Source organism: Nostocoides sp. HKS02 (assembly GCF_009707485.1).
Lineage (GTDB): Bacteria > Actinomycetota > Actinomycetes > Actinomycetales > Dermatophilaceae > Pedococcus.
This window is the reverse complement of the sequence record NZ_CP046121.1, coordinates 2,664,319-2,689,447: the sequence shown is the minus strand read 5'-3', so window position 1 is coordinate 2,689,447 and position 25,129 is coordinate 2,664,319. Positions and strand designations below refer to the sequence as shown.

General features: G+C 71.0%; 25 protein-coding genes, 3 tRNA genes and 3 pseudogenes. 15 read left to right on the top strand and 16 right to left on the bottom strand.

What is annotated here, in order from left to right; translation table 11 throughout:
• The first annotated feature begins 78 nt into the window (after nt 1-78).
• From gyrB to GKE56_RS12965, 7 genes and pseudogenes are all read left to right on the top strand, one after another.
• On the top strand, nt 79-2,100 hold the full coding sequence (gene gyrB, locus GKE56_RS12990; RefSeq protein ID WP_230209333.1) for a DNA topoisomerase (ATP-hydrolyzing) subunit B: 2,022 nt from the start codon (nt 79-81) through the stop codon (nt 2,098-2,100).
• 112 nt (nt 2,101-2,212) lie between these two features.
• Nucleotides 2,213-4,841, top strand: a pseudogene (gyrA, locus tag GKE56_RS12985) (DNA gyrase subunit A).
• Nucleotides 4,842-4,894: 53 nt separating this feature from the next.
• Nucleotides 4,895-5,350 (top strand): DUF3566 domain-containing protein, encoded by a 456-nt coding sequence (locus GKE56_RS12980; RefSeq protein ID WP_154684893.1) that lies wholly within the window; start codon nt 4,895-4,897, stop codon nt 5,348-5,350.
• Nucleotides 5,351-5,577: 227 nt separating this feature from the next.
• Nucleotides 5,578-5,654: transfer RNA gene (locus GKE56_RS12975), tRNA-Ile, on the top strand.
• Between the two features lie 39 nt (nt 5,655-5,693).
• Nucleotides 5,694-5,813 carry a DLW-39 family protein gene (locus GKE56_RS17595; RefSeq protein ID WP_230208962.1) on the top strand — a complete coding sequence of 40 codons (120 nt, stop codon included), beginning with the start codon at nt 5,694-5,696 and terminating at the stop codon, nt 5,811-5,813.
• A 29-nt stretch (nt 5,814-5,842) separates the two neighbouring features.
• Nucleotides 5,843-5,918 (top strand) — tRNA-Ala (locus GKE56_RS12970).
• Nucleotides 5,919-6,184: 266 nt separating this feature from the next.
• Nucleotides 6,185-6,424 carry a hypothetical protein gene (locus tag GKE56_RS12965; RefSeq protein ID WP_154684892.1) on the top strand — a complete coding sequence of 80 codons (240 nt, stop codon included), beginning with the start codon at nt 6,185-6,187 and terminating at the stop codon, nt 6,422-6,424.
• Nucleotides 6,425-6,524: 100 nt separating this feature from the next.
• Here GKE56_RS12965 and mptB (GKE56_RS12960) read toward each other — a convergent pair whose 3' ends face one another.
• The 7 genes and pseudogenes from mptB (GKE56_RS12960) to selD all read right to left on the bottom strand — a co-directional run.
• On the bottom strand, nt 6,525-7,562 hold the full coding sequence (gene mptB, locus GKE56_RS12960) for a polyprenol phosphomannose-dependent alpha 1,6 mannosyltransferase MptB (RefSeq protein WP_255424991.1): 1,038 nt from the start codon (nt 7,560-7,562) through the stop codon (nt 6,525-6,527).
• A 67-nt stretch (nt 7,563-7,629) separates the two neighbouring features.
• Nucleotides 7,630-7,824: pseudogene (mptB, locus tag GKE56_RS18330) on the bottom strand (polyprenol phosphomannose-dependent alpha 1,6 mannosyltransferase MptB); the annotation flags it as partial.
• Between the two features lie 247 nt (nt 7,825-8,071).
• Nucleotides 8,072-8,488, bottom strand: coding sequence for a nitroreductase family deazaflavin-dependent oxidoreductase (locus GKE56_RS12955; RefSeq protein WP_230208961.1), 417 nt, complete (start codon nt 8,486-8,488; stop codon nt 8,072-8,074).
• Nucleotides 8,485-8,988 carry a hypothetical protein gene (locus tag GKE56_RS12950; protein ID WP_154684890.1) on the bottom strand — a complete coding sequence of 168 codons (504 nt, stop codon included), beginning with the start codon at nt 8,986-8,988 and terminating at the stop codon, nt 8,485-8,487. The genes GKE56_RS12955 and GKE56_RS12950 overlap by 4 nt, the downstream gene beginning before the upstream one ends.
• Before the next feature lie 192 nt (nt 8,989-9,180).
• The gene (locus GKE56_RS12945) at nt 9,181-9,363 is read right to left on the bottom strand and encodes a YegP family protein (protein ID WP_154684889.1); all 183 of its coding nucleotides are present in this window, start codon (nt 9,361-9,363) and stop codon (nt 9,181-9,183) included.
• A 52-nt stretch (nt 9,364-9,415) separates the two neighbouring features.
• Complete coding sequence (locus GKE56_RS17590; RefSeq protein ID WP_230209332.1) at nt 9,416-9,850, bottom strand: SRPBCC family protein; 435 nt, start codon at nt 9,848-9,850, stop codon at nt 9,416-9,418.
• 75 nt (nt 9,851-9,925) lie between these two features.
• A pseudogene (gene selD, locus GKE56_RS17585) lies at nt 9,926-10,954 on the bottom strand (selenide, water dikinase SelD); the annotation flags it as partial.
• A 24-nt stretch (nt 10,955-10,978) separates the two neighbouring features.
• Here selD and GKE56_RS12935 point away from each other — a divergent pair.
• Together GKE56_RS12935 and selA are read left to right on the top strand one after the other, a co-directional pair.
• Nucleotides 10,979-11,074 (top strand) — tRNA-Sec (locus tag GKE56_RS12935).
• Nucleotides 11,075-11,091: 17 nt separating this feature from the next.
• On the top strand, nt 11,092-12,396 hold the full coding sequence (gene selA, locus GKE56_RS12930; RefSeq protein ID WP_154684887.1) for an L-seryl-tRNA(Sec) selenium transferase: 1,305 nt from the start codon (nt 11,092-11,094) through the stop codon (nt 12,394-12,396).
• Here selA and GKE56_RS12925 read toward each other — a convergent pair.
• The 6 genes from GKE56_RS12925 to GKE56_RS12900 form a co-directional block, all read right to left on the bottom strand.
• Complete coding sequence (locus tag GKE56_RS12925; RefSeq protein WP_154684886.1) at nt 12,386-13,948, bottom strand: hypothetical protein; 1,563 nt, start codon at nt 13,946-13,948, stop codon at nt 12,386-12,388. The genes selA and GKE56_RS12925 overlap by 11 nt on opposite strands.
• Entirely contained in the window at nt 13,945-14,508 is a 564-nt protein-coding gene (locus GKE56_RS12920; protein ID WP_154684885.1) for a hypothetical protein, read from the bottom strand. Before GKE56_RS12920 ends, GKE56_RS12925 begins: the two co-directional genes overlap by 4 nt.
• A gap of 4 nt (nt 14,509-14,512) precedes the next feature.
• Complete coding sequence (locus tag GKE56_RS12915; protein WP_154684884.1) at nt 14,513-15,109, bottom strand: hypothetical protein; 597 nt, start codon at nt 15,107-15,109, stop codon at nt 14,513-14,515.
• A 91-nt stretch (nt 15,110-15,200) separates the two neighbouring features.
• The gene (locus tag GKE56_RS12910; protein ID WP_154684883.1) at nt 15,201-16,082 is read right to left on the bottom strand and encodes a hypothetical protein; all 882 of its coding nucleotides are present in this window, start codon (nt 16,080-16,082) and stop codon (nt 15,201-15,203) included.
• 2 nt (nt 16,083-16,084) lie between these two features.
• Entirely contained in the window at nt 16,085-16,612 is a 528-nt protein-coding gene (locus tag GKE56_RS12905; RefSeq protein WP_154684882.1) for a MauE/DoxX family redox-associated membrane protein, read from the bottom strand.
• A gap of 36 nt (nt 16,613-16,648) precedes the next feature.
• A complete protein-coding gene (locus GKE56_RS12900) occupies nt 16,649-17,524 on the bottom strand; it encodes a hypothetical protein (RefSeq protein ID WP_154684881.1) in 876 nt (291 codons plus the stop codon).
• Between the two features lie 179 nt (nt 17,525-17,703).
• Between GKE56_RS12900 and GKE56_RS12895 the strand changes: the two genes are divergently transcribed.
• On the top strand, nt 17,704-18,222 hold the full coding sequence (locus GKE56_RS12895) for a peptidylprolyl isomerase (RefSeq protein ID WP_154684880.1): 519 nt from the start codon (nt 17,704-17,706) through the stop codon (nt 18,220-18,222).
• Between the two features lie 52 nt (nt 18,223-18,274).
• Entirely contained in the window at nt 18,275-19,159 is an 885-nt protein-coding gene (locus tag GKE56_RS12890) for a rhomboid family intramembrane serine protease (RefSeq protein ID WP_154684879.1), read from the top strand.
• Between the two features lie 131 nt (nt 19,160-19,290).
• On the opposite strand, the gene GKE56_RS12885 is transcribed toward GKE56_RS12890, so the two are convergent.
• Entirely contained in the window at nt 19,291-19,539 is a 249-nt protein-coding gene (locus tag GKE56_RS12885) for a cell division protein CrgA (protein ID WP_154684878.1), read from the bottom strand.
• 64 nt (nt 19,540-19,603) lie between these two features.
• Here GKE56_RS12885 and GKE56_RS12880 point away from each other — a divergent pair, with 64 nt between their 5' ends.
• From GKE56_RS12880 to GKE56_RS12865, 4 genes are read left to right on the top strand one after another with little or no spacing between them, the layout of a single operon-like run.
• Complete coding sequence (locus GKE56_RS12880) at nt 19,604-20,356, top strand: DUF881 domain-containing protein (RefSeq protein WP_154684877.1); 753 nt, start codon at nt 19,604-19,606, stop codon at nt 20,354-20,356.
• 18 nt (nt 20,357-20,374) lie between these two features.
• The gene (locus GKE56_RS12875; protein WP_230208960.1) at nt 20,375-21,055 is read left to right on the top strand and encodes a class E sortase; all 681 of its coding nucleotides are present in this window, start codon (nt 20,375-20,377) and stop codon (nt 21,053-21,055) included.
• Nucleotides 21,052-21,273 (top strand): hypothetical protein, encoded by a 222-nt coding sequence (locus GKE56_RS12870; RefSeq protein ID WP_154684876.1) that lies wholly within the window; start codon nt 21,052-21,054, stop codon nt 21,271-21,273. Before GKE56_RS12875 ends, GKE56_RS12870 begins: the two co-directional genes overlap by 4 nt.
• Complete coding sequence (locus GKE56_RS12865) at nt 21,270-21,926, top strand: aminodeoxychorismate/anthranilate synthase component II (RefSeq protein ID WP_154685790.1); 657 nt, start codon at nt 21,270-21,272, stop codon at nt 21,924-21,926. Before GKE56_RS12870 ends, GKE56_RS12865 begins: the two co-directional genes overlap by 4 nt.
• Nucleotides 21,927-21,991: 65 nt before the next feature.
• Here GKE56_RS12865 and pknB read toward each other — a convergent pair whose 3' ends face one another.
• Entirely contained in the window at nt 21,992-23,569 is a 1,578-nt protein-coding gene (gene pknB / locus GKE56_RS12860) for a Stk1 family PASTA domain-containing Ser/Thr kinase (protein WP_154684875.1), read from the bottom strand.
• Nucleotides 23,570-23,852: 283 nt separating this feature from the next.
• Nucleotides 23,853-25,064, bottom strand: coding sequence for a serine/threonine-protein kinase (locus tag GKE56_RS12850; RefSeq protein ID WP_195908116.1), 1,212 nt, complete (start codon nt 25,062-25,064; stop codon nt 23,853-23,855).
• Nucleotides 25,065-25,129 lie beyond the last annotated feature (65 nt).

Here is a 25,129-nt window from a genome sequence, read left to right as displayed (position 1 = left end):
TCCGAGGCCGACCTGACGCCAGACGAGACCACGCCCCCTGAGGGCACCACCGAGCACCTGACCGCCGCGCAGGCCGAGGTGGCCCGCGAGCAGGCCGAGGCCGAGCTCGCGGGGGTGCCGGTCGGCTCGGACTACGACGCCAGCGCGATCACCGTGCTCGAAGGCCTCGAGGCCGTGCGCAAACGTCCGGGCATGTACATCGGCTCCACTGGTGAGCGCGGTCTGCACCACCTCGTCTGGGAGATCGTCGACAACTCCGTCGACGAGGCACTGGCCGGGTATGCCGACACCATCGACGTGGTGTTGCTGGCTGACGGCGGGGTCCGGGTGGCCGACAACGGGCGCGGCATCCCCACCGACATCCACCCGGCCGAGGGCCGGTCGGCCGTCGAGCTCGTGCTGACCCAGCTGCACGCCGGCGGCAAGTTCGGCGGCGGCGGTTACAAGGTCTCCGGCGGCCTGCACGGCGTCGGCTCCTCGGTGGTCAACGCGTTGTCCTCCCGGCTCGACGTCGAGGTCCACCAGAAGGGCCACGCCTTCCGGATGTCCTTCGACCACGGCGTGCCGGTCGAGGCGTTGGAGAAGCAGGAGGCGTCGGACCGCACCGGCACCACCATCACCTACTGGCCGAACCCCGAGATCTTCGAGACGACCAACCACGACTTCGAGACCATCCGGGCGCGGTTCCAGCAGATGGCCTTCCTCAACAAGGGCCTGACCATCAACCTCGTCGACGAGCGCGAGCCGGAGAGTGCCGAGGACGCCGCCGAGACGGTGGACGCCACGGAGAAGAAGCCGCGCCAGATCTCCTACCGCTACGAGAACGGCCTGGTCGACTACGTCACCCACCTGGTGTCGTCCAAGAAGTCCGAGCCCGTGCACGCCGAGATCATCTCGATCGAGTCCGAGGACACCGAGCGCCAGCTATCGCTCGAGCTGGCGATGCAGTGGACCACCGCGTACTCCGAGTCGGTCCACACCTACGCCAACACCATCAACACCCACGAGGGCGGCACCCACGAAGAGGGCTTCCGCGCGGCGATGACCAAGCTCATCAACGACTTCGCGCGCAAGCAGAACCTCCTCAAGGACAAGGACGACAACCTCACCGGCGACGACATCCGTGAGGGCCTGACCGCGGTCGTGTCGGTCAAGCTCGGCGAGCCGCAGTTCGAGGGCCAGACCAAGACCAAGCTCGGCAACTCCGAGGTGAAGGGCTTCGTCCAGCGCGCCATGACCGACGAGTTCGGCCACTGGCTCGAGGCGCACCCCACCGAGGGACGCGACATCGTCCGCAAGTCGGTCCAGGCCGCGGCCGCGCGCATGGCCGCTCGCAAGGCGCGCGAGGCGACCCGCCGCAAGGGCCTGCTCGAGTCCGGCGGCCTGCCCGGCAAGCTGCGCGACTGCCAGAGCAAGGACCCCTCGATCTCCGAGGTCTTCATCGTCGAGGGTGACTCGGCTGGCGGTTCGGCGGTGCGCGGTCGCAACCCGCACAACCAGGCGATCCTGCCGATCCGCGGCAAGATCCTCAACGTCGAGAAGGCCCGCATCGACAAGGTGCTCGCCAACAACGAGGTCCAGGCGCTGATCTCGGCGTTCGGCACCGGCATCGGCGAGGACTTCGACAAGACCAAGGCGCGCTACCACAAGATCGTGCTCATGGCCGATGCCGACGTCGACGGCCTGCACATCCGCACCCTGTTGCTGACGCTGCTCTTCCGGTTCATGCGCCCGCTGATCGAGGAGGGCTACGTCTACCTCGCCCAACCCCCGCTCTACCGGCTCAAGTGGAGCAACCACGCCCACGAGTTCGCGTACTCCGACCGCGAGCGCGACGCCATGGTCACGGCCGGGCTGGCCCAGGGGTGGCGCCTGCCCAAGGACGCCGGCATCCAACGCTACAAGGGTCTCGGCGAGATGGACTACCAGGAGCTGTGGGAGACCACGATGGACCCGGACCACCGGGTGCTGCTGCAGGTCACGCTCGACGACGCCGCGGCAGCCGACGAGATCTTCGCGATCCTCATGGGCGAGGACGTCGAGAGTCGCCGCGGCTTCATCCAGCGCAACGCCCGCGACGTCCGCTTCCTTGATATCTGACCAGACATCTGACGGACATCTGACACTCGTATGCCGGGTGGCGAGGTTCCACGTGAAACCAGCCCCGCGGCATACCGAATCGTTTGAGACGCACTGAGGGACAAGGGAATTCATGACTGAGATACCGCCCATCGAGTACGACCGCACGGAAGCGGTCGACCTCAACACCGAGATGCAGCGCAGCTACATCGACTACGCGATGACCGTCATCGTGAGTCGCGCGCTGCCCGACGTGCGGGACGGCCTCAAGCCGGTGCACCGCCGCGTGGTCTATGCCATGTTTGATGGCGGCTACCGGCCCGACCGCGGCTACAACAAGTGCTCGCGCGTCGTCGGCGAGGTCATGGGTCAGTACCACCCGCACGGAGACGCCTCGATCTACGACGCGTTGGTGCGTCTCGTCCAGGACTGGTCGATGCGCTACCCGCTCGTCGACGGGCAGGGCAACTTCGGCAGCCCGGGTGACGACCCGGCCGCTGCGCCGCGGTACACCGAGTGCCGGATGGCGTCGCTGGCCCTCGAGATGGTCCGCGACATCGACCAGGACACCGTCGACTTCCGCGACAACTACGACGGCAAGACCCAGGAGCCGGTCGTCCTGCCGAGCCGGTTCCCGAACCTGCTCGTCAACGGCTCCTCGGGTATCGCCGTCGGCATGGCCACCAACATCCCGCCGCACAACCTGCGCGAGGTGGCCGCCGCGGCCCAGTGGCTGCTGGCCAACCCCGAGGCGACCCGCGAGGAGACGCTGGACGCGGTGCTGGCCCGGATCAGCGGCCCCGACTTCCCCACCGGTGCGCTCATCCTCGGCCGCAAGGGCATCGAGGACGCGTACCGCACAGGTCGCGGCTCGGTCATCATGCGTGCGGTCGTCGAGGTGGAGGAGATCCAGGGCCGGCAGTGCCTGGTCGTCACCGAGCTGCCCTACCAGGTCAACCCCGACACCCTGGCTCAGAAGATCGCCGAGCTGACCAAGGAGGGGCGCCTGTCGGGAATCGCCGACATCCGCGACGAGACCTCGGGTCGCACCGGCCAGCGGCTGGTCATCGTGCTCAAGCGCGACGCCGTCGCCAAGGTCGTGCTCAACAACCTCTACAAGCACACCCAGCTGCAGAACAACTTCGGCGCGAACATGCTCGCCCTGGTCGACGGCGTGCCCCGCACCCTGCCGATCGACGCCTTCATCCGGCACTGGGTCGAGCACCAGATCGAGGTCATCCAGCGGCGCACGGCGTTCCGGCTCCGCAAGGCCGAGGCCGACATCCACATCCTGCGCGGCTACCTCAAGGCGCTCGACGCGCTGGACGAGGTCATCGCCCTCATCCGCCGCTCGCCCACCGTCGAGGCGGCGCGCGACGGCCTGATCCAGCTCCTCGAGATCGACGAGATCCAGGCGCGCGCCATCCTCGACATGCAGCTGCGCCGGCTCGCCGCCCTCGAGCGCCAGAAGATCATCGACGACCACGACCGTCTCGAGGCGATGATCCTCGACTTCCAGGACATCCTCGCCAAGCCCGAGCGGCAGCGCAGCATCGTGGCCGACGAGCTGGCCGAGATCGTCGACAAGTACGGCGACGACCGTCGCACCCGGATCGAGTTCTTCGACGGCGACATGTCGATGGAGGACCTCATCCCCGAGGAGGACGTGGTCGTCACGATCACCCGCGGTGGCTACGCCAAGCGCACCCGCGTCGACGCCTACCGCTCGCAGGGTCGTGGCGGCAAGGGCGTGCGTGGGGCTTCGCTGCGGGGCGACGACATGGTCGACCACTTCTTCACGACCACCTCCCACCACTGGCTGCTGTTCTTCACCAACCTCGGCCGGGTCTACCGCGCCAAGGCCTACGAGCTGCCGGACTCCGGCCGCGACGCCAAGGGTCAGCACGTCGCCAACCTGCTCGCGTTCCAGCCCGAGGAGAAGATCGCCCAGGTGCTCGACGTGCGCGACTACGGTGAGCAGCCGTACCTCGTGCTCGCCACCCGCAAGGGCCTGGTCAAGAAGACGCGGCTGGGCGACTACGACTCACCGCGCACGGGTGGCCTCATCGCGATCAACCTCAAGGACGGCGACGAGCTCGTGGCCGCCGACCTCGCCTCGGCGACCGACGACCTGTTGCTCGTCTCGCGCAAGGCCCAGTCGGTGCGCTTCCACGCCACCGACGAGCAGCTGCGCCCGATGGGTCGGGCGACCAGCGGCGTCACGGGCATGCGGTTCCGTGACGGCGACTCGCTGCTGTCGCTGAGCGTGATCCATGAGGGCGAGGACCCCGACGTGTTCGTGGTGTTCGAGAACGGCATGGCCAAGCGGTCCCCCCGCCTCCGACTGGAACGCCAAGGGCCGTGGTGGCCTGGGTGTCGCCGTCGCCAAGATCACCGAGCGCAACGGCGACCTCGTCGGGGCCCTGACGGTGTCCGAGGACGACGAGGTGCTGGTCATCATGGGCAAGGGCAACATCGTCCGTATGCCGGTGGGCCCGGTGACGCGGCGCGGCCGCAACACCCAGGGCATGAAGTTCGCCAGCCCCGGGCCCGGCGACTCGGTCGTCGCGGTGGCCCGCAACCCCGAGCGCGCCGTGGAGTCCGAGGTGGAGCTGTCCGGCGACTCGGATGGTCTCGCTGTCGTTGATGGCGACTCGCAGGCCCCCGATGCCGTACCGTCGTCAGAGAACGAGCAGGTCGCGCGCGGTGATGGGCAGGCACCGTCGGCGCCTGAGAGCGACGCCAGTGGAGGTAACGAGTGAGCACGGCAGGCCAGACGAGCACCTCGCCCCGCCCGCAGGGAGGGCAGTCGGGCGTGACCGGTGGTTCCGGCGCGACCGGTGCCGCCGGCGCCCCGCGTCCGGCCGGAGGCACCGCCCGCCCCGTCGGCACGGCCGGCGTCGGCCGGGCCCGCCGGGTCAAGCTCACGGTGTCGCGGGTCGACCCGTGGTCGGCCATGAAGATGGCCTTCCTCATCTCGGTGGCCCTCGGCATCGCCGGCGTCGTCATGGTGGCCGTGCTCTGGATGATCCTGTCCGGGATGGGCGTGTTCTCCGAGGTCAACCGCCTGGTCGGCACCGTGTTCAACGACCCGGCGAACCCGTTCAACATCATGGACTTCCTCGGCTTCGGCCGGGTGCTGTCCCTGTCGATCGTCATCGGCGTCATCGACGTCATCCTCATGACGGCGCTGTCGACGCTCGGGGCCTTCCTCTACAACATCTGCTCCGCCCTGGTCGGCGGACTGCAGCTGACCCTGACCGACGACTGACCGGCCGTCGGGCACCGGCGGCGGCCCCGCGGCATACGCCCGTGGGCAGCACCCTCTGCTAGCAGACGTTGCTGCCGGGAGACCTTGTTGCAACCTGTCCTGCCGGCAGCAAGGTGTGCTGAGAGGGCCTGCTCGGGCCGCTCGATACCGTTTTGGTGGTGGGTATGCCGGTGGGGTAACCTCGTGCCTCGCGCCACCCACCGTGGCGCAGCGGAGATTGGGCTCACGGGCCTATAGCTCAGACGGTTAGAGCGCTTCCCTGATAAGGAAGAGGCCACAGGTTCAAGTCCTGTTAGGCCCACCAATCCCGATCCCCGCGGCACCTCTGGGAGGGCGGACGGCCATGAAGAAGATCCTGATCCTCATCGCGACCGTGATCGGCGCAGCGGCGATCCAGAAGAAGCTCAAGGCTCAGCAGGCCGAGCGTGACCTCTGGTCGCAGGCGACCGACTCCCCCTCGTAGTCCGTCCGGGGGCTCAGCACCCCGGTTCGGGGGCCATGGCGCAATTGGTAGCGCACCTGCTTTGCAAGCAGGGGGTTAGGGGTTCGAGTCCCCTTGGCTCCACCACAGGTCGACTCGCTCGGCCCGATGTCCGCGTTTCTGGCCGCTCCACGATGGCCGTGGTGGCACGTGGTCATTGGTACCCCCCGATCGGACGTACATTCATAGGTATGAGTGATGACTGTCGGCACGGGATGAATCCGGAGTGGTGTTCCAGGTGTCGAGGTGATGACGACAGGGCCTTCAGCGGCGTCCGCGAGATCGGTGTTCAGGGCCGCGACCCCAAGCAGGACCAGCTGGACCGACTCTGCAAGCAGCTCGGAATCCCTTCGGTGCCAGTCGGCGTGGGGAGCAGCTTCCCGTCGCACGTCTTCGAGGCCGCGGCTCGCCAGTGCGGGGTCTCCGCACGGTCCATGCCCCAGATCGGGCAGGCCCTCGCGAAGAAGGCGGGCCTCGAATGGACGGCCGACTGTGACAGCGGGGACACCCTGGTCGGCGGTCGACACTCCGTCACCCAGGCAGGCCTTGACGTGATCAGCCAGGCTGTCGCTGGGCTGCTCCCGCGACGCTAGGTCCTGTCAGAGCTTGGGCTCAGTGGCCGGACAGCGACCAAGCCCAATGGTGGGCTAGCCAGCAGCCCATGATCGCGCTCACATCACTACCCCCTCGTGCTCAGACGGTGTGCCGTGCGCTCACCCGCGAGCGCTGCGCCTGGATCCAGCGCCAACCGTAGACGACCCCAGCGCCCAGAGCGACGAAGCACAGTGGCACACCCACCCAGGACGTCACCAGCCCGAGGCTGTAGCCGCCGGGCAGGATCGACACGGCCATCAGGGTCGCGAGGCCGGCGAGCACCGTCTGCCACCGCCGGTCCGTCACGCTCGCCGCGAACAGCGGCAGCGCCCACAGCAGGTACCACGCGTGGAACGCCGGCGAGAGCACGATGAACGCGACCAGCGCCTGACCCGCGCACACGACGACGAACCGCCGGTCCTGCGCCCGCCGCAGCGCCCGGACCCAGATCCAGACGAGCGCGATCCCGAGTGCCACCAGCGCCACCGTTCGCGCCACCGACACGGCCCCGTCCTCGACGTTGTGGCCGAACAGGGTCCCGACGAACCCGATCCCCATGCCGATCCCGGTCGGCAGTGACGTCCACTGGATGCTCTTGCCCGGCTCGGAGAGGCTGTTCACCCACGAGAATCCCAGCCCGGTCACGAGGCTGATCACCACGAATGCCACGCAGCTCGCCGCCCCCGCGACCACCGTCCGCAGCGCCAAGCGCCGCATCCCCAGGGGCATCCCAAGGGTCGGCATCCCCGGGTGAGTCATCGACCCCCGGTGGTCCACGGCAGCGAGGATCGCGACGAACGGCATCGCGACTGCCGCCGGCGCCTTGACCGCCATCGCGGCCGCGATCGCCAGGCACGCCCACCCATGTCGCCCCTGCAGGGCGAGCGCCACCGCCGCAACCATTGCCGCAATCATCAGGGCGTCGTTGTGGGCGCCGGCGACCAGGTGCATCCCGACCAGCGGAGTGAGGAACCCCAGCCAGACGGCTCGGACCGGGTCGGTGCCCAGCCGACGCGCGATCACCGGCACGGCCCAGGCGAGGACGAGCACGCTCGCCGTCGCGCCCAGGCGCAGCAGCCCCAACGCGACGAGCAACGACCCGCCAGAGACCGCCGCCGCGAACCTGGCCAGCACCATGAACAAGCGGCCCGTACGGCACCGTCGTGTCCAGCCACACCCGCGACACCGAGCTGACCCACGGCGACGCGAGCCCCCGCACGCCGTGGTGGTACGGGTCGAGGCCTCGGTGGAGCATGAGGCCCTGCACGGCATACGAGAAGAGGTCGCGGCTGAACAGCGGCGCGCTCACGAGCAGCGGCGCGAACCACAGCAGCCCGGTGCGCACGTGCCAGCCCACCGACAGGTCGAGGTCACGCACCGCCCACCAGGCATAGAGCATCACCCCGAGCGCGATGAACAGCAGCGAGCAGGCAAGCGGTGAGCCGCCGTTCGAGCGCCACGGGACGATGCCCGGCCACACGCTGGAGTACTCCTTCGGAGTCGCGCCGCACAGCCACGAGGTGACGGCCACGACCACGGCAGCCGCAGTGCCGGCGAGGCGCCACTGCCGCGGACCGAGGGTGCGCTGGGACGGCCGCCAACGGTCCACGACTGACTGGGTCATCACGGGACACTGTAGACCGGGCCTACTCCGACGGACCCGTGCGCCGCAGCTCGAGGAACGCCGGGAACCGCCCGCTGCCCACCACTCGCCTGACTGGGCCCCTGGCCTGCACCACGGCAACCTCCGGTCCGACGATGCGCGGCTCCGTCGCCGCGTAGTCGCGCCCCCTCCACCGCACCGTCGCACCTCCCGCGACGACCACGTTCCTGGCCCAGTTCGTCTTGGCGCCCCACGGCAGCCCGATGAGGAAGATGTCCTGGCGCCGGGTGGGGATCACCGCGATCGGGGTGGCGTATGCCGTGCCGCTCGTGCGGCCGCGGTGGTGGATCACCGCCCACAGGGGGAACCACCGCCGACCCGCGACGGCCTTGGCCACGGGAGCGGTCGCGTTCAGCAGCCAGGTCGGCGGGTGTGACGGGGGCCTTCGCGCGGCGTTCATGGCTCCATCATGACCAGCGGCACCCGGCAGTTGAGCCCAACGTTGTCGAGGCGGTCCGCCAGCGACTGGCCGTCGATGACCGGCAGCACCATCGGCACCGGCTTTCCCGCTGCCAGCGACCGCGCGTAGGCGTCGCGCGCGGTCACGAGGCGTTGCCAGTCCTCGAGCCACTGGTCGGTGGGCTGGTCGCGCTCCAAGGTCCTGGGGTCGACCATCCGGTGCATCGTCGTGATGAGCTCGACCACGGCGTTGTCCTGGGTGTTGATGGCGTCGACCCGCTGCGCCATCGGGGCCGACGTGCCCACCGCCGCGGCCGCTGCCTCGTCGCGCATGCTGGCGCACGCGGCATTCGCGACACGCACGATCAGCGGGTCCTCGATCACCTTCGGGTTGTCGGTGGTGGCATACCCCCACAGCCAGTTCAGGCTCACGACGACCACGGCGGCGCCGACGACCACTGCCACCCGCGCAGCCCAGATCCGCCACTTCTCCCCGGTCATCACGGCCATCATCGCGCTCGCGGTGGGTCACGCAACCCGACGAAAACACGAGACCCGTGGACCATCGGGTGACCGTCCGGCGACCGTCCTCGGACCGTCCGGTCGACCACGCGGCCTGGAGGTGCGACGCGCAAAGACCCCATCCGGCATACCGGACGGGGCCTCGCGGCCATGCAGCGAAACGCGTGGGGCCTAGCTGTCCACCTCGACGATGGGCGCACCCGGCGCGTTCTTCTGGACCGATTCGATGCCGTTCTGGGCCGCGTCCTTGGACTCGTACGCCTCGCCCGTGGCGATCACCTGGCCGTTGCCGGCCTTGAGCCGGAACCGGTACTTGCCCGCTTTGTCCTGGTAGAGCTCGAACTTGGCTGCCATCTGGTGCACCTCCGTGCGGTCGGGACCCGGACCTTTCGGAGCCTAGGCCCTGTCAGGGCTGTTCGGCCATGGCCTTGAGGGCGGTCATCGCATCCATGGTCTGCTTGGGCAGCTGTCGCTTGATGAGGGGAGAGAGCAGCACGCCGAAACCCTTGGTGGCGATATCGATCGTGTGGGTCAAGGTGGTGCCGACCCCGTCCGAGGCCGCGACGAAGTCGACGGTGACATCCATCATCCGGTCGGTGAACTTCATCGCGAAGTGCCGGTCCGGCTCGCGCGCGACGATCTGGCCGTCCATCGTGCCCGAGCGGCGGCCGTCGTCGTAGTGGTAGTTGAGCCGGGTGCCGACGTCGTTGGCACCCGGGTCGAGCTTGTCGATGCCGGTGCACCGCGACAACCACTGCGGGGTCTTCGAGAAGTCGTCGATGATCGCGAAGATGGCGGACGGCGCTGCACTCACCGAGAGCGTGTGGGCGAAGTGCGGCATGGGTTCTCCGAGCTGCGAGGGCATGGCCGGGGCGCGTGGCCGGGGCGGGTGCCAAGTGGGCGAGTGGCGCCACGCTACTGCCTCAACGCGGATTCGCGGATCCGCAGCGGTGCTCAGGCGATGCGGATACGCGGGGGGGCCGGCGACGGTGTGCCCGATCACCGGCGCGCCGGGGACCTCACCGACGACGAGGAGCCCGCCGCTGGTCTGCGCGTCCGCGAGCACCAGCAGCTCGTCCTCGCTGAGCGCGGTGTCGAGGTGCGGGCGCACCCACTCGAGGTTGCGCCGCGTACCACCACTGACGAAGCCGTCGCGCAACGCGTCGCGGGCCCCCTCGAGCACCGGCACGGCCGCGGCGTCCAGCACGGCGCCCACGCCGGACCCCCGCAGCATCGAGAACAGGTGACCGAGCAGCCCGAACCCGGTGACGTCGGTCGCCGCCACGACCCCGGCTGCCAGGGCCGCGGCGCTGGCCTGCGCGTTGAGGGTCGTCATCGAGGCGATGGCCTGCGGGAAGACCTCGCCGGTCGCCTTGTGGCGGTTGTTGAGCATCCCGACCCCGATGGGCTTGGTCAGGCTGAGCGGGAGCCCGGGCCGCGCTGCGTCGTTGCGCAGCAGCCGATCGGGGTCGGCTACCCCGGTGACCGCCATGCCGTACTTGGGCTCGGGATCGTCGATGCTGTGGCCGCCCGCGACAGGGCAGCCCGCCTGGCGCGCGACGTCGACACCGCCCCGCAGCACCTCGCGCAGCAGCTCCAGCGGCAGGACCCCCCGCGGCCAGCCCACGAGGTTGATGGCGAGCACCGGTCGGCCGCCCATCGCGTAGACGTCCGAGAGCGCGTTGGCCGCCACGATGCGTCCGAAGTCGTAGGCGTCGTCGACGACCGGCGTGAAGAAGTCGGCGGTACTGATCACCGCCAACCCGTCGGCCACCCGGACCACCGCGCCGTCGTCGCCGGTGTCGAGCCCGACCACCACGTCACCGGCGGGCTGCCCGACCAGGTCGCGCACGACCTGCTCCAGCTCGCCCGGCGGGAGCTTGCAGGCGCAGCCGCCGCCCGCGGCATACTGCGTGAGCCGTACGGGCGTCTCCAACGTCGTCATGGTGCCTACGCTAGCCTCGCCAGCGGAGGCGTACAGGTGCCTGGTGGCCCTCCCGGTCTTCAAAACCGGTGCAGCCGAGCAGCTCGGCTGGGCGGGTTCGATTCCCGTCCGCCTCCGCCAACGACAGGGAGGCCCGTATGCCGCAGCCGCACCACGCGGATGCCCGGCGCCTCGTGCCGCGGACCGACGCCGTACTCGCGGATCCCGCTGTGGCGCAAGCGGTCTCGCGGCTGGGCCGCGACGTGGTCCGCGGAGTCGTCCGGACCGTCCAGGGCCGGGTCCGGGACGGCGAGATCGGCCCCGACGACGTCGTCGCCGCAACCCTGGCCGCCTTGCCGGAGCGCGTCATGTCGCTGACCCCGGTCCTCAACGCCACCGGCGTCGTGATCCACACCAACCTCGGCCGCGCACCGCTGTCGCACGCCGCCATCGAGGCGATGCGCGCGGCGGCCGGCACGGTCGACGTGGAGCTCGACCTCGCCACCGGACGGCGCTCGCGGCGGGGGGCCGGCGCGATCGCTGCCCTGCTCGAGCTGCTTCCTGAGGCCGGGGCAGCCCTGGTCGTCAACAACGGGGCGGCGGCCCTCGTGCTCGCCACGACGGCGCTCGCCGCCGGCCGCGAGGTCGTGGTCAGCCGCGGCGAGATGGTCGAGATCGGGGACGGCTTTCGGCTGCCCGACCTCATCGCGAGCACGGGGGCCCGGCTGCGCGAGGTCGGCACGACCAACCGGACCACCCTGGCCGACTACGCCCAGGCGGTCGGCCCCGACACCGGGTGCATCCTCAAGGTGCACCCGAGCAACTTCCGGGTCGACGGCTTCACGGCGTCCGTCGACGTGGCGGCTCTCGTGGCGCTCGGCCCCCCGGTCGTCCACGACATCGGCAGTGGCCTGCTCCGGCCGCACCGGCTGCTGCCGGACGAGCCCGACGCCGCGCGGTCACTGCGCGACGGCGCCGCTGTCGTCACCTGCAGCGGTGACAAGGTGCTGGGCGGCCCGCAGGCGGGGCTCGTGCTCGGGCGCGCCGAGACGGTGGAGAGGCTCCGCCGTCATCCGCTCGCGCGCGCCGTCCGCGCCGACAAGACCACCCTGGCCGCGCTCGAGGCCACGGTTCGGGGGCCGCGGCCACCCGTGTGGGACGCGCTGGAGGCCGACCCGGCTCGGCTGCGTGAGCGGTGCGACGCCTTGGTCGCCGGGCTGCCAGTGCGAGTAGGTGCCGAGACGGTCCCCTCGGACGGGGTGGTCGGGGGCGGCGGCGCTCCAGGGGTCATGCTCCCCGGATGGGCCGTGGCCTTGCCCGAGGCGTATGCCGCGGCGCTGCGGGCGCAGGCTCGCCCGGTCCTGGCGCGCGTCGAGCGCGGGCGCGCGCTGGTGGACCTGCGCTGCATCCCCGAGGATTCCGACACCCTCGTCCTGCAGGCGATTGCGGCCGTCAGGCCGTGATGGTGCCGCCCTCGAACTGGCACGTGAGCCGGCCATCGCCGGTCGCCGTGGTGTCGGTGACCGGGTAGCCGTACGAGCCAGCCGCCCCGCCCGCGTTGGTCCAGCCAGTGAGCACCGACCCGTAGACCAGCCGTGCAGGTCCTGCCCCGAGCGCCCACAGCTGGCCACCCTGGAAGGTCTGGCCCGCGCCCCGCGTGTCCCGGGCTACCGAGGCGGTGGGGTACTTGAGCAGCCCGGCCTCACGACCGAACCGCTGCCACCCGGCATACATCACGCCGTAGACGGCGGTCGTTGTCGTGACGCCGGTGTCGGCGATGGCGCCCCCCTCGAACAGCTGGATCCACATGCCTGTGCCCGTCACCGTGCGTCCCGCGGTGGGGTACCCGAGCGGGCCGGCCTCACGACCCTCGCGAACCCAGATGGTCGCGGACGTCTCGTACACGGCGACGGTGGGAGTGGCGGGGCTGTCGGTGATGAAGCCGCCCTGGAACTGCTGGTGCCAGCCCCGGGCGTCGGGGTTGGTGACCCGCGCTGCCACTGGGTATCCCAGCGGTCCTGCCTCGCGGTTGTTCGCCTTCCAAACGGTCCAGCTGGGCTCGTAGACCGCGGCGATCGCCGCGTTGGAGGCGCCGGCCAGGGCCCCGTGCTCGAACGCCTGGATCCAGCCGCCGGCACGCCGGCCTGGGGCGGGGTCGGCGATGGGGTAGCGCAGCTGGCCGTAGACACCCCCGCTCGCGTCCCAGCCCCGCAGCGTGTGGCTGGTCAGGGCGATCGCCCCGGTGGTGGACGTCCAGTAGATGCCGCCGCCCTGGTACCGGACGTAGACACCCCGGCCGTCGCCGACCGACCGCGACGGGGTGATCGACGCCCGCAGGTAGGACCCCTGGGCCCCCATCGCGTCGTACTTGCGCTCGATGGCGTTCCAGACCGGCAGGCACGGTGCGCTGTGCTCGCTGGTGCGGTTGTCGACCAGGCTCGTGGTCGTGCAGTTGGTCCACCGGTACGGCGGCACACAGCTCACGACCCGGCAGTGCACGCCACCGCTGCACTTCACCTGCGTGTTGCACTGGCCGTAGCGGAACGCGTTGCAGCACACCCGGCGCTGGTCGCAGGTGGCGGTCGACCCGGAGCCGCACGAGCAGCTCCAGCACCGGGAGTCGCAGATGCCGTCGCTGCACCCGCTGGTGCACTTCGAGCAGGAGGCGTTGCAGTCGACGATGTAGCGGTAGCCCGCGCCACACCACGACGAGTCCGCGGCCTTCCACCAGCCCGCTGCGAAGCTGCCGGGCGGGCAGGCGTTGACGCCGTTGTTGATGGTGCAGCAGAACACGGTCCAGCCGCTCGACGCGGTGTTGCCGGGCCCGCAGATCGTGGCGTATGCCGGGACCGGCCGAAGGACGTACTCCTTGGGTTTGGTGGCGAGCGCGGTGGCTGCGACGGTCGCCCCGAGCAGGAGGCTGCGGCGCGTGACGGGCCGAAAGCGCCGCGAGAGCGATCCGACGAAGCCGGCCACGCCGCCGGGCCCGGTGGTGAGGTCCTCGAGGGTGCTCATGGGCGGCCTCCCCGCCGGGCCAGCGTGTGGCGGTCGGTGATCTGGACGGTCTGGACCAGGGCCGCGGCGCGAGGCACCGACGCCATCCGTCGGGCATGACTCCCCAGGACCGTGAAGAGGCAGAACGCCCGGCCGCCGACGCTGAAGAAGTGCTGGCAGGCGCTCATGCCCGGCAGCGGTCGTTGCAACCGGTTCGGCGCGAACTGCGATGGAGCGAGCCGCGGCATCCCCTGCTTCTCGAACAACCCCTGGTCCGCGACCTCGGTGCCGTAGTCGACGAGCGCGACGAAGATGTCGTTGGGGCCGAGCAGGTCGACGGCACCGCTGCCGAAGTCGCCGCGATCGGCGGGCAGCGGGCGGGTGCAGGCGTGCAGGACCGGGCGGGTCACATCGGCCTCGACCCCGTCAGCGACCTCGTCAGCGACCCCGTCAGCGACCCCGGACGCGACCGCGGTTGCGAGCCGCACACTGGCGGGCGGCGGGAGGGTTCCGGGGCGACGCGACACGGCCACCACCCAGCCTCGGGGCGGGTGGGCGTCGAGCCCGTAGAGGTCAGCCATCGCGTCAGCTCCCAACTGCTGCGGCGAACACCGTCACCGCAGCCACTCCGAGGGCCACCCTAGCGAGGATGGCCACCGGACGGGCCCAACCCTCGACCCGGCTGAACGCGCCGTGCAGCTGGTGCCGGTCGTGGACCCCGGCCATGAGCAGTGACGGCAGGGCCCGCACGACCCCGAACGTCCCGCCGATGGCCAACCCCGCAGCGAGGTGACTGGTGAGCAGCGCCAGCAGCGCCACGGCATACGTCGTCGCGCTCGTGATGATGGTGACCAGGCCGAAGCCCAGCTGCGTGCCGAACCCCAGGCCGTAGACCCAGCCGCGGTAGCGCGTGAGCCACTGCTCGTCGACCTGCCGCCGCCACGACGGGAGCGACCGCGAGCCGCGGAGCTCGAACGCGAGCCCCACGAGCAGCAGCACGGCGACCACGGCGAGCGCCCAGCGCGAGGTCCGCACCGTGGACGGCAGGGCGGAGCCGGCCAGCGAGGCGAGTGCCCCGAGCGTCAGTCCCCCGCCTAGCGAGCCGAGCAGGTATGCCGTGGTGGTGAGCCACCACCGGGAGTTGCGGGCCCGCTCACCGAGCGGGCTGATGCTCGAGAGCATCGACTCGCCTCAAGGAGACCAGGTGGCCCGCACCGCAGCGATGACGGCCATGGGCAGGCCCAGCGCGAGGGCCAGGGTGGTCACCGACATGTCACCGCCCTGGCGGGTGCTGGTGGTCGTGCTGGTGATCGTGGTCGTGCTGGTCGTGGTCGTGCTGGTCGTGGTCGTCGTGCTCGGGGTCGAGGTCGAGGTCCGGCGAGCGGTACAGGCTGGGGTCGCCTGGGCCGACGCCGGCGGCGAGCAGCTCGGCGTCCATGCGGGGCAGGCGGTCCTGCTCACCGCGGCCGAGCGCCTCGCCGACGAGCAGCCCCGGGCCACCGCGGCCAGCCGCCGCCCTCGCCTCGGCGCTGTCGGAGACTCCTTGCGCCATGAGGTCGCGCACCTGGGGCCAGGTGGTCGCCGAGCCCTCACCGGTGACCCGGCCGTCCTCGACGTAGATGAAGTACGGCGAGCCGGGGATGTCGTAGTCGGTCCAGGCCCGCGAGGACTGCACCACGTCGAGGCGACCCGCGAGGGACCGGAGGCTCGGGATCGACTCCTCCTCGGGTCCCTTGGCGACGATCCGCAGCACGCCGTCGCCGGGCACGTCGACGCCGCGGTCGAACTCGTCCCAGAACGTCTGGCAGACGCTGCACCCGCTCGTGAGGAAGGCCAGCAGGGTCCTGGTGCCAGGGGTGCGGACGGTGACGGTGCGCTCGCGGCGGTCGAGATCGGTGCCGACGATGTCGTGGGCGCGGGTGGAGTCGGCTCGAGTCGCCGGGACGACGCCCTGCTCCAGCTCGACGGGCACCGGCCCTGGCGTACCTCCGGTGGTGGCTGTCGTGACACCGGTGCCGGCGTCCTTCTCCAGCTCGAGGCCGGCCCCCAGCTCGTGCAGTGCCTTGAGGATGAGCGCGTGGCTGCGCAGCAACCCGAGGACGAGGACGCCGAGGAGCGCGATCGCGACTCCCTCGGCGATGACGGCAGCCAGCATGGTCAGCCCTTCGTGGTCGTGCGGACGGCGGCCGGTGTGGTGGTGGGCAGTACCGCCATCACCTGCCAGGCGAGGAACGCGATGAGGACGGCCAGCCCAGCCGTGGTCACGGCCGCGCCGTCCACGCCCGCCCAGGGCCCCGCGGGCGGGTCGACTGCCGTGGCGAGGGCGGCCAGCGCGGCTGCCGCGGTCAGGACCAGATGGGTGTAGGTCGCGGGGGTGTCGGGCTTGCCGAAGCAGCCGCAGGAACCCAGCACGCCGCCGCGCCGCAGCACGTGCGCCACGAAGCCGGTGAAGAGCAGGTATGCCGCCGCGACCGCGAGGGCACTGGCCCGCCCGGGAGCGACCAGCGCCCCGACACCGATGGCGATCTCGGCGACGGCAAACAGGCGCACGAGCGGGCGGCCTGCTGGCAGACCCGCAGCACGCAGGGCCCGCACGAGGGGCAACGGGTCAGCGACCTTGGGGAGTCCGGCCACCACGAGCAGCCCCGCCGCAGCGAGGAACGGTCCGGCGGCCACGTTCCACATGCCTGACCACGCTACCCGCGGGCGGGGCCTGCGAGGTCAGTCCAGCGCGTCCTTGGTCTGGTCGGCTGCCGAGTCAGCGGCGTCCTTGGTGGCGTCAGCAGCCTTGTCGGTCGCGTCCTTGGTCGCCTCAGCCGCCGTGTCGGTCGCGTCCTTGGTGGCGTCAGCCGCCTTGTCGGCAGCGTGCCGTCCCTGGGAGGAGGTCGCGTCCTTGGCGTCCTTGGCCGCATCCTTCACGGTCGTCGTCGCGCTGGCGGCCTTGTCCTTGACCGCGCCGGCGGCGGTGCTCGCCTTGTCCTTGGCCGCCTCGGCGATGCTCGCCACCGAGGAGTCACGACCCGTGGTCGGCGCGGTGTAGGGGTCCTCGAGCGGGGTGGCCCAGGGGTCCTCGCGGGGCGTGGACTTGCGGAACACCGCAATGGCGGCGGCAGCCGCCGCAGCCAGGCCGAGGAACAGGAAGAACTTGCCCTTGCGGCGCTTGGCGACCCGCTCTCCCTTGAGCACAGCGATAGCGTCGGGGGCACGATCGGCCGTGTCGGCCGCAGAGGCCTTCGCGGCGGCCGACGCCGCTGCGACGGCGGCGAGCGCCTCGGCGACCTTCGGCAACAGGGTGTCGACGATCGTGTCGCGCGCCGTGTCGACCTTGGGGGCCAGCCCTTCGACGGCCTCCTGCAGCTTGGGCGCAGCGACCTCGATGCCGTGTTCGACGTGCGGCTTGGCCCACTCGCGCGCGGCCTCCACGTGGGGCTTGCTCCAGTCCATCGCGGTGCTGGCAGCCGTGGTGGCGCGATCACGGGCCACCTCGGCGGCTGGGCCGACGCGGTCCTTGAGGGATGCGGCGTGATCGGCAGCGCTGCGCGCGCTGGTGCTCAGGGCGTCGGCGGCCTGCTCAGTCGTGCTCTTGGTGCGGAACACCATGCCTCCTGTGGCTCTTGGCGGACTCTGTCTCGTGACCCATCCTGCCTTGTTTCCGCTGGTGGGCAAGCCCGTGGGGTGTGTTCTGGGGCTCGTCGCTGCCTCGTCGCTGGCTCGTCGCTGCCTCGTTGCCATGGCGCGGGCGCGGCGAGTCCACGGCTCGTGGAAGGATGAGCGGCATGGACGTCACCCTCAAGACCAACCACGGCGACATCAACATCACGCTGTTCCCCGACCACGCCCCGAAGACCGTCAAGAACTTCGTCGGACTGGCCACGGGTGAGCAGGAGTACCGCGACGACGCCGGTCGCTCGAACCCCACGCCGTTCTTCGACGGCCTGACCTTCCACCGCATCATCCCCGGCTTCATGATCCAGGGCGGGTGCCCGCTGGGGCAGGGCATCGGCGGTCCCGGCTACACCTTCGACGACGAGATCAGCCCCGACAAGAACTTCACCAAGCCCTACATGCTCGCCATGGCCAACGCCGGCAAGCGCATGGGCAAGGGCACCAACGGGTCCCAGTTCTTCATCACGGTGGGCGACACGAGCTGGCTCCAGGGCAAGCACACGATCTTCGGTGAGGTGGCCGACGGCCCGAGCCGCGAGGTCGTCGACGCCATCGCCGCCGTCCGCACCGGGGCCAACGACAAGCCGGTCGAGGACGTCGTCATCGAGTCCGTCGTCGTCCACGACTGACCAGCCGACCGACGACCCCAGCGACCGCGCACCGACTGACGCCGACCGACGCATGAGCGAGCCCCCGGCATACGCCCCCCAGGAGGCGCCAGCGGCGCCACCGGTCTGCCCGCGGCACCCCGACCGGGTGTCGTACGTCCGCTGCCAGCGCTGCGGCCGGCCCGTCTGTCCTGAGTGTCAGCGGCCGGCCGCGGTGGGCGTGCAGTGCGTCGACTGCGTCCGGGAGCAGGCCCGCACCCTGCCGTCCGCGCGCACGGTGTTCGGGGGCACCGTGACCGACACCCCGGTGGTGTCCACCGCCATCGTCGCGATCTGCGTCGCGGTGTTCGTCCTCCAGCAGGTGCAGCCGAGCCTCACCGACGAGATCGCGTTCGTCCCCTTCCTCGGTGAGAGCCAGCCCTGGCGCTTCCTCACCGCGGCGTTCGCGCACGGTGGGGTGACGCACATCCTGTTCAACATGCTGGCGCTGTGGTTCGTGGGCGCGCAGTACGTCGAGCGGCTGCTCGGTGGTGCGCGGTATGCCGCGGTGTACCTCATCAGTGCGGTGGGCGGGTCGGTGGTCTACACGCTGATGGCGTCCCCGCCGCAGAACGAGTTCGATACCCACAGCCTGTGGATCACGCCCGCGGTCGGTGCTTCGGGTGCGGTATTCGGATTGTTCGGCGCGCTGCTCGTGCTCAACCGCCACCTCGGCCGCTCGTCGGCCGGGATGTACGCGACGATCGGGATCAACGCCGTCATCGGCTTCGTCGTGCCGAACGTCGCCTGGCAGGCCCACCTCGGTGGCCTGCTCACCGGTGCCGCCCTGGCGGCGGTGATCTCGTGGACGAGCACGCCCGCACGGCGCCGGTGGCAGTGGCCGGGTATGGCGCTCGTGGTCGTGCTGCTCGTGGCGCTCACCGTGGTCAAGTACGCCACGACCCCGGCGCTGGGCTGACCGGTGCTGGGCTGGCCGGTGCTGGGCTGGCCGGAGCCCCTCCGTCAGAGGGGTGAGAGCCCCTCACCCGTCTGACGTATTACACGGCTGTCATTCTGTCCCCAGCTGGGGACAAGTCTGTGGATAACTCGTCAGCGCCAGCGGGTGGTCATGGCGAAACCGGACAGCATGAGACCGAAGCCGATGCCGAGGTTCCAGCGACCGAGGGACTCCACCGGGAAGCGTTGGCTGGTGATGTAGAAGACGACCACCCAGAGCAGGCCCAGCACCATGAGCGTGAGCATCACCGGCACGAACCACGGAGGGTTGCCGACCTTGGGCTTCGCCGGCTTTGCGGGCGCGGTGTACGCGCGCTTGGCGCGACCCTTGGACTCTGGCACGGGAGACACTCCTTGCGGTCGGACGGCTTCAACCCGCCGGGGACGTGTGGCATAGCGTAGTGGCATGGCAGACCAGCGGCTGACGTGGCTGACGCGTCGACCCACGCTCTGGTCGGCCCTCGTCCCCGTCGTCGCCCTCAGCGCCGGGCTGCTGTTCGCGGTGAGTGCAGCCACCGCCCACGGCACCGACCTGCGGTCCTCGAGCACCGACCTGCCCGGGCTGATCCGGCAGCAGACCCACGCCAACGCGACGGCCGCCGAGCACGTCCGCCAGCTGCGCGCTGACGTCGACCGGTTGTCCGCGCAGCAGGCGCCCGGTGACCTGCGCGTCACCCAGCTGACCCAGCGCGCCAACGCCCTCGCCTTGGCCGCCGGCACCGAAGCAGTGCATGGTCCGACCATCCGGGTTACTCTGACCGACGCCAAGAACGTCCCGAGCGTGCTGCCGCGCGACTTCAGCGTCGACGACTACGTGGTTCACCAGCAGGACGTGCAGGCGGTCGTCAACGCACTGTGGAAGGGGGGCGCCGAGGCGATGATGCTCATGGACCAGCGGGTCATCTCGACCAGTGCGGTGCGGTGTGTCGGCAACACCCTCATCCTCCAGGGGCGCGTCTACTCCCCGCCCTACGTCATCACCGCGATGGGTGACCCGTCCGCGCTGCAGGCTGCTCTGGACGCGAGCCCGAACGTCGCGATCTACCGACAGTGGGTTGACGCCGTCGGGCTGGGCTATGAGGTGCAGACCCAGTCGCAGCAGGCGTTCCCCGAGTTCGCCGGCTCGCTCAACCTCGCCTTCGCCAAGGCGGCTCGGTGACGTCATGGTGAGGGCGCTGTGAGGGCGCTGCGGGGCGCGCTCGGCCTGCTCGGCGACCTGTTCGTGACAGCCGGGGTGCTGCTGCTGCTGTTCGTCGGCTGGCAGCTGTGGTGGACCGACGTCACCGCCAACCGCGTCCAGGCGGGCACTGTCCACGAGCTGACCCGCGAGTTCTCCACCCCGGGGGCGACGGGCATCACGCCCGAGCCGGTGGCGTTCGGCAAGGCGTTCGCCATCGTGCGCATTCCCCGGTTCGGCGCGCAGTACGCCCGTCCGGTGCTCGAGGGCACCGACCACGACATCCTCGAGGAGGGGGTCGGCCACTACGTCGGCACGGCGGCGCCGGGGGCCGTGGGCAACTTCGCCGTCGCCGGCCACCGCACGACCTATGGCCGGCCCTTCCACGACATCGACACCCTCGTCCCCGGCGACCTCATCATCGTCGAGACCCACGCCACCTACAGCGTGTATGCCGTGAAGCGGCACGTCATCGTCGCGCCCACCGCGGTCGACGTCATCGCGCCCGTCCCCGAGCAGCCGGGGGTCAAGCCCACCGCTGCCTGGCTCACCATGACCGCCTGCCACCCGAAGTACTCCGCGGCCCAGCGGTACGTCGTCTTCGCCCAGCTCGTCCATGTCTACCCGCATGCCGAGGGGCTTCCGCCCGGCACGCTCACGCCCCCGAAGGGAGCACCGTGATCTACGCCGCGCTCTGGCGTGCCCTGCCCGGACCGTGGCCGGTCAAGGTGCTGCTCGCGCTCGTCCTCGCGCTGGCCGTGGTCGCCTTCTGCTTCCTTTGGCTGTTCCCGCGGATCGCGCCGTTCATGCCGTTCAACGACAACACCGTCGACCCGAGCACGGGGAGCGCAACCAGCGCGACAGGCGCCCACGCGGCATACCCGGGGGGATGGCGATGACCCGGATCCTGGTCGTCGACAACTACGACAGCTTCGTCTTCACCATCGTCGGCTACCTCCAGCAGCTCGGCGCCGAGTGCGAGGTGGTGCGCAACGACGCGCTCGCGGCAGCCGACGGCGCCGGGTTCGACGGGGTCCTCGTGTCGCCCGGCCCCGGCACCCCGGAGGACGCCGGGGTCTCCATGGCGATGATCGAGGGCTGCGCCGAGCGGTCCCAGCCGATGCTGGGCGTCTGCCTGGGCCACCAGGCGCTGGGCGTGGTCTTCGGGGCCACGGTGGGGCGGGCCCCGGAGCTCCTGCACGGCAAGACCTCCCACGTCGAGCACGACGGCTCGGGCGTGCTCCGAGGCCTGCCGACGCCCTTCACGGCGACGCGGTACCACTCACTGACCATCGAGCCGCCGACCCTGCCCGACACGCTGCTGGCCAACGGGCACACCCGCAGCGGCGTCATCATGGCTGCTCGGCACCGCGAGCTGCCCCTGCACGGCGTGCAGTTCCACCCCGAGAGCGTGCTCACCCAAGGCGGTCACCGGATCTTGGCGAACTGGCTGGAGCTCTGCGGTCAGGCCGACGCCGTCGAGCGCTCGGCGGGGCTCAGCCCGCTCGTCCACGACGCCGAGGGTGTCGCTCGGGCCGTCGCCGCCGACTGAGCAGGCCCGCTCAGGCCAAGCCGCTCAGGCGAACCCGCTCAGGCCAACCCGCTTGACCGACCCGGTCAGTGGGTGGCGCCCGTGGTCAGCGTCGGCACGGGCGGCACGGTCACGGTCGTGGTCGGCGACGGGGCCGTGGTCGTCGTCGTCGTGGTCGTCGGGGTCGGCGGAGCAGGCTGGGCGACGGTCAACGTGATCGTGCTGCCGTAGCTGAGCTTCGCGCCGGCCTTGGCGCTCTGCTTGAGCACGCTGTCCTCGGTCTGGGTGCTGGTCACGTACGTCGTCTTGATCCGGAAGCCGAGATCGCTCAGCTGGGATGCCGCATCGCTGCGCAGCTTGCCGACCACGTCGGGGACGGTCACCTGACCCGACGAGACGTTGAGGTTCACCGTCGAGCCGACGGCGACGGCCTGACCGCTCGCGGGGTCGGTGGACACGATCTTGCCCTTGTCGACGCTGCTGTCGTCGACGGGGGTCGACGTGCCGAGCTTGAGCCCGAGGCTGGTGAGCAGCGTCTTGGCCTCGTCGGGGCTGTCGTCCCGCAGGTCCGGGACAGGCACCGTGTCGGGCCCGCTCGACACGCTCAACGAGACGGTCGAGCCGCGAGCGACCAGGTCACCTCCGCTCGGGCTCTGGTCGATCACCGTGCCGATGTCCTTGGCGCTGGCCACGTTGTGCGTCTCGGGGACCAGCCCGGCAGCCCGCACGGCCGCGCTCGCGGTCTCGACCGGGCTGTCCACAACCGACGGGACGGCGACCTTCTGGACGCTGGCGGCTGGCTGGTTGAGCAGCGACTTGCCCGCGAGGATCAGCAGCACGAGGGCACCGACGACCGCCAGGACCAGCAGGACGTACGCCAGCCCCCGCCGCTTGCGTGGCTCGTCGTCGGGGTCGTGGCCGATGGCTGGCAGGCTGGCGGTGTTGCCGTGGTCGGCGACGTCCGCGCCTGGTCCGCCGGCGGCATACGGGCCGGCGGGCAGGAGGGTCGTCGCGCCGGCAGCAGAGGCAACGCCTCCGATGGCCATGGTGGTCTCGCCGGCCACCAGGGCCGTGCCCCGGGCGGCGTCGCTGATGGGTCGGCCGAGCCTGGCCGCCTGCAGGTCTGCCCGGAAGGCGGTCGCGTCCTGGTAGCGGGCCTCGCGGTCCTTGGCGAGCGCGTGCAGGACGACGGCGTCGAGGGCCGAGTCGATGGCCGGGTTGAACGTCGAGGGGTGCGGCGCCGGCTCGCCCACGTGCTGGTAGGCGATGGCCACCGGCGAGTCACCCTGGAACGGCGGGCGGCCCGTGAGCAGCTCGAACAGCAGGCAGCCGGTGGAGTACAGGTCGGAGCGAGCATCGACGGCATGACCCTGCGCCTGCTCCGGCGAGAGGTACTGCGCCGTGCCGATGACGGCCTGGGTCTGGGTCATCGTGGCGTTCGCGTCGGCGACGGCCCGGGCGATACCGAAGTCCATGACCTTGATCTCGCCGTGGTTGCTGATCATGACGTTCGCGGGCTTGATGTCGCGGTGCACGATGCCCATGCGATGGCTGTAGGCGAGCGCGTCCAGCACGCCCTCGGTGATGCGGGCGGCCTCGTCAGGATCGAGGGGTGAGCGCTCGTTGAGCAGCTCGCGGAGCGTCTTGCCCTCGACGTACTCCATGACGATGTACGGGATCGGCTGCGGCGCCCCCCGACCTGGACGGTGTGGTCCTCGCCGGAGTCGTAGACCGCGACGATGGCGGCGTGGTTTAGGCCGGCGGCAGACTGCGCCTCGCGGCGGAACCGGTTGAGGAACGAGGTGTCACGCGCGAGGTCGGACCGGAGCATCTTGATGGCGACGGGGCGCGAGAGGCGGGTGTCGTAACCGAGGTGAACCTCGGCCATCCCGCCGCGGCCGAGCAGCTCTCCGACCTCGTAGCGGCCTCCGAGCAACTGCGATGACATCACTTCTTCTTTCCCCCCTTGCCCTTGCCGGCGTGCGCGGCGGGCTTCGGCGCAACGGGCGCACGGGGCGCGGTCGTGGTGGCCGTCGTCGTGGTCGGCCCGGTCGGCCTGGTCGTCGGCGGTGTCGAGTGCGCCGACACCGGGGTGGTGGCCGACCTGGTGGACGGCGTCGTCGGGCTGCCGCCGCTCAGCGACACTGCCGCGACCACGATCGCCACCACGGCCACGGCAGCGCCGAGGGGCACCAGCCACCACGGGCGGCGGCGCCGCTCGGGGTCCGCGCTCGAGCCGGTCGCTGGGGCGGTCTCGGCGGTTGTCGCAGGCGCGGTCTCGGCGGTTGTCGCGGACGCACCGAGGCCTGCCGCCAGCACGGCTGTCGGTGCGGGGGTCGCGACCAGAGCGGTGGTCTCCGCGACCCCGGAGTCAGCGCCGGGAACGGGGGTGAGGGGGCCCACCGGCATACCGAGCCTGGCGGCGAGCTCGCCCGCGCTCGCTGGGCGGTCGGCGGGGTCCTTGGCCAGGGCCGCCATGATGGCGGCGCGCAGCGGCTCGGGCACGGTCTGCGGCAGCTCCGGGGGCGGTTGGCTGACGTGGGCCAACGCGGTGGCGACTATCGACTCGCCGCTGAACGGGCGCACCCCGGTGAGCAGCTCGTGGCCGACGACGCCGAGGGCGTAGACGTCGCTGGCTGCCGTGGCGGGGTGGCCCTGGGCCTGCTCGGGGGCGAGGTAGTGCGGGGTGCCGAGCACCTCACCGGTGCGGGTGAGGCCCGAGCTGGCCGTGGCGCGGGCGATGCCGAAGTCGGTGAGCTTCACCATGCCGGCGGGCGTCACCATGATGTTGGCCGGCTTGACGTCGCGGTGGACGACGCCGGCGTTGTGCGCGACCTGCAGCGCGAGGGCAGCCTGGCCGAGGATCGAGCTGACCTCCTCGGCCGGCAGGGCACCGCGCTCGGCGACGACCTGGGCCAGCGACCGACCCTCGACGAGCTCCATGACGAGGTACGGGCGCGCGGCGTCGTCACCGAAGTCGAAGACCGTCGCGATGTTGGGGTGCGAGAGTGCGGCGCTGTTGCGGGCCTCGTGGCGGAACCGCTCGCGGAACTCCTCGGCGCCAGCAGTCCCGCCCGCGCGCGCAGTCCCGCCGGGGGGTCGGCGTGGAGCACCTTGATCGCCACGAGCCGGCCCAGCAGCTCGTCGGTCGCGCGCCACACCTGACCCATGCCACCAGCGGCGATCAGCTCGTCGAGGCGGTAGCGGTCGTTGAGGAGCTCTCC

What these genes read in the sequence shown, in the direction of transcription:
- GKE56_RS17595 (WP_230208962.1), top strand. Translation starts at nt 5,694, where the DNA reads ATGAAGAAGATCCTGATCCTCATCGCGACCGTGATCGGCGCAGCGGCG.
- mptB (WP_255424991.1), bottom strand. Translation starts at nt 7,562, where the DNA reads ATGGTGCTGGCCAGGTTCGCGGCGGCGGTCTCTGGCGGGTCGTTGCTC.
- GKE56_RS12955 (WP_230208961.1), bottom strand. Translation starts at nt 8,488, where the DNA reads ATGAACGCCGCGCGAAGGCCCCCGTCACACCCGCCGACCTGGCTGCTG.
- GKE56_RS12950 (WP_154684890.1), bottom strand. Translation starts at nt 8,988, where the DNA reads ATGACCGGGGAGAAGTGGCGGATCTGGGCTGCGCGGGTGGCAGTGGTC.
- GKE56_RS12945 (WP_154684889.1), bottom strand. Translation starts at nt 9,363, where the DNA reads ATGGCAGCCAAGTTCGAGCTCTACCAGGACAAAGCGGGCAAGTACCGG.
- GKE56_RS17590 (WP_230209332.1), bottom strand. Translation starts at nt 9,850, where the DNA reads ATGCCGCACTTCGCCCACACGCTCTCGGTGAGTGCAGCGCCGTCCGCC.
- selA (WP_154684887.1), top strand. Translation starts at nt 11,092, where the DNA reads ATGCCGCAGCCGCACCACGCGGATGCCCGGCGCCTCGTGCCGCGGACC.
- GKE56_RS12925 (WP_154684886.1), bottom strand. Translation starts at nt 13,948, where the DNA reads ATGAGCACCCTCGAGGACCTCACCACCGGGCCCGGCGGCGTGGCCGGC.
- GKE56_RS12920 (WP_154684885.1), bottom strand. Translation starts at nt 14,508, where the DNA reads ATGGCTGACCTCTACGGGCTCGACGCCCACCCGCCCCGAGGCTGGGTG.
- GKE56_RS12915 (WP_154684884.1), bottom strand. Translation starts at nt 15,109, where the DNA reads ATGCTCTCGAGCATCAGCCCGCTCGGTGAGCGGGCCCGCAACTCCCGG.
- GKE56_RS12910 (WP_154684883.1), bottom strand. Translation starts at nt 16,082, where the DNA reads ATGCTGGCTGCCGTCATCGCCGAGGGAGTCGCGATCGCGCTCCTCGGC.
- GKE56_RS12905 (WP_154684882.1), bottom strand. Translation starts at nt 16,612, where the DNA reads ATGTGGAACGTGGCCGCCGGACCGTTCCTCGCTGCGGCGGGGCTGCTC.
- GKE56_RS12895 (WP_154684880.1), top strand. Translation starts at nt 17,704, where the DNA reads ATGGACGTCACCCTCAAGACCAACCACGGCGACATCAACATCACGCTG.
- GKE56_RS12890 (WP_154684879.1), top strand. Translation starts at nt 18,275, where the DNA reads ATGAGCGAGCCCCCGGCATACGCCCCCCAGGAGGCGCCAGCGGCGCCA.
- GKE56_RS12880 (WP_154684877.1), top strand. Translation starts at nt 19,604, where the DNA reads ATGGCAGACCAGCGGCTGACGTGGCTGACGCGTCGACCCACGCTCTGG.
- GKE56_RS12865 (WP_154685790.1), top strand. Translation starts at nt 21,270, where the DNA reads ATGACCCGGATCCTGGTCGTCGACAACTACGACAGCTTCGTCTTCACC.
- pknB (WP_154684875.1), bottom strand. Translation starts at nt 23,569, where the DNA reads ATGGAGTACGTCGAGGGCAAGACGCTCCGCGAGCTGCTCAACGAGCGC.